This window comes from Mesorhizobium sp. M0633 (assembly GCF_040320645.1).
Classification (GTDB): Bacteria; Pseudomonadota; Alphaproteobacteria; order Rhizobiales; family Rhizobiaceae; genus Mesorhizobium.
The window spans coordinates 1-1,889 of sequence record NZ_JAMYQC010000102.1 but is presented as its reverse complement, the minus strand read 5'-3'; the positions used below and the strand labels follow the sequence as shown (position 1 = coordinate 1,889).

General features: G+C 58.1%; 1 protein-coding gene. It reads right to left on the bottom strand.

Annotated features, from left to right (window positions below; genetic code table 11):
• Positions 1-79 precede the first annotated feature (79 nt).
• Positions 80-1,339, bottom strand: a complete 1,260-nt coding sequence (gene ltrA, locus NKI47_RS34775; RefSeq protein ID WP_352596326.1) for a group II intron reverse transcriptase/maturase — start codon at positions 1,337-1,339, stop codon at positions 80-82.
• Positions 1,340-1,889: the final 550 nt, after the last annotated feature.

The following is a 1,889-nucleotide window of genomic DNA, read 5'->3' as shown; positions in this document are numbered from 1 at the left end:
GGGTGAGTAGGCCGGAGGAATTTCACCTGCCGGCCTCTCGCAGAACGGTGCGTGAACCTCTCGATTCACACCGCTCCCATCAGGCAAACGTATTCGTTCCGAACGCCTTCCAGTGCACAAACAGTCCTGGATTTTCCCGCGCCAGCTTTCTCACGAAGAGGCTGGCACGCGTCTTATGGGACTGAAAGCGCTTGAACTTACGCATGATCCACGCCCTGAGCTTCCGGTTGACGTAATCAGCCAGAGTGGACAGGGCCGAACGGCTGTAGCGGCCATAATAGGCTATCCATCCGCGAAGGAGTGGATTGAGCTGTTGGGCGATTTCAGCCAGCGTCCCCGGCGTCTGCCGCGGGATGTTCAAGCTTTTGATCGTGGCCCGCATCGACTTCAGTGCCGTTGGGCTGGCCGCAGGCGTGTAACCACAGAAGAACTCATCTCGCTGTGTGTTCGCCACGCGTCGCGGCCGGAACTGATACCCGAGGAAGTCGAACACGACATTCGGGTATTCTCCCCTGCGCCTTTGGTCTTTGCAATAGACGATCTTGGTCTTTGTCGGATGCATTTGAAGCCCGCATGCTGCCAGTCGAGCACCAAGCTCCGCCTTGAGGGCTTCTGCCTGCTGCTCGTTCCGGCAATGCACAAGACCATCGTCCGCATATCGACACCATGGAAGGTCAGGATGCGTCCGGGTCATCCACAGATCAAATGCATAGTGCATGAAGAGATTCGACAAGATCGGGCTGACAACGCCCCCTTGCGGGGTACCGCGTGTGCGCTCGACGACTTCCCCGTTCTTCTCCATCGGCGCTGCCAGCCATCTTTCGATGTAGAGCAGAGCCCACTTGCATGTGACGTGCTTCCTGACCGCCTTCAGCAGGAGATCGTGCGGAAGATTGTCAAACAGCCCTTTGACGTCGAATTCCAGAACCCAGTCATGCTTCCAGCATCGCTGACGCGTGACGCCAACTGCATCCAGAGCCGATTTTCCCGGCCTGTAGCCGTAGGAGTCTGGAAGAAAGAGGATATCCAAATCCGGCTCAATCATCTGCTTGACCACCATCTGTGCGATCCGATCGCTGACGGTGGGCACACCCAAAACCCTTTCGCCCCCACTCTTCTTCGGAATGGAGACAGCGCGAACCGGCGGCGGGAAGTACGTCCCTGAGGACATTCGATTCCAGACCTTGTAGAGGTTTCCTGCAAGGTCCTTCTCGAACATCTCCAGGGTCTGCCCGTCCACCCCGGCTGCGCCCTGGTTGGCTTTGACCGCTTTGTAAGCTTCGTACACTTGTCGTTTCGCAATTCGAAACGGCTTGTCTGTCGTATCTTCCGAAGTCATCCTGTTTCCAGTTGTTCCAAACAATACGACCACCTGATCCGGCCCCTTTGCTCCGGCCCCATTACAGGGCCTTCAACGCTCATACGGGCCGGTCCGCCCCAGTCTCCTGCATCGGTACTCTCGCCTTGCGGTTTGGCCCGCTTGAGCTTCTCCCTTTGCATCAGGAGCCTGGTTCCTGCAGTTCCGCGCGAATGCCTGTGTCCGACTCACGCCCCCTCAACGCCGGTCGCCACCCGCCCTGTCATCAGGCACCCGGCGGACTTGTCCCAGGATGACGAGACGGTCCTGGTTTCGGCGACACTTACGTTCATAACGACGCGTCTTCGAAGGGTTCACTTTCGTTCGTCTTTCGGACACCCACCTGCTCGGATCTCGTCCGAACTTTTCATCCGACGCTCACCACCACGGCTCTTTACCGCAGCAGCTCGGACTGGTTTGGGACCCGCCCCTGAAAGCCGATCCCGGAGGGCCGTCCTCCATCATTCACGCAGCTTCACGTTACGGGGTTAGCTCATACTGAACTCCTTCCGTGCCTCTGCAGCACACTCTC

Bases quoted from the DNA above. Each gene is read 5' to 3' on its own strand.
- ltrA (WP_352596326.1), bottom strand. From the start codon at position 1,339: ATGACTTCGGAAGATACGACAGACAAGCCGTTTCGAATTGCGAAACGA.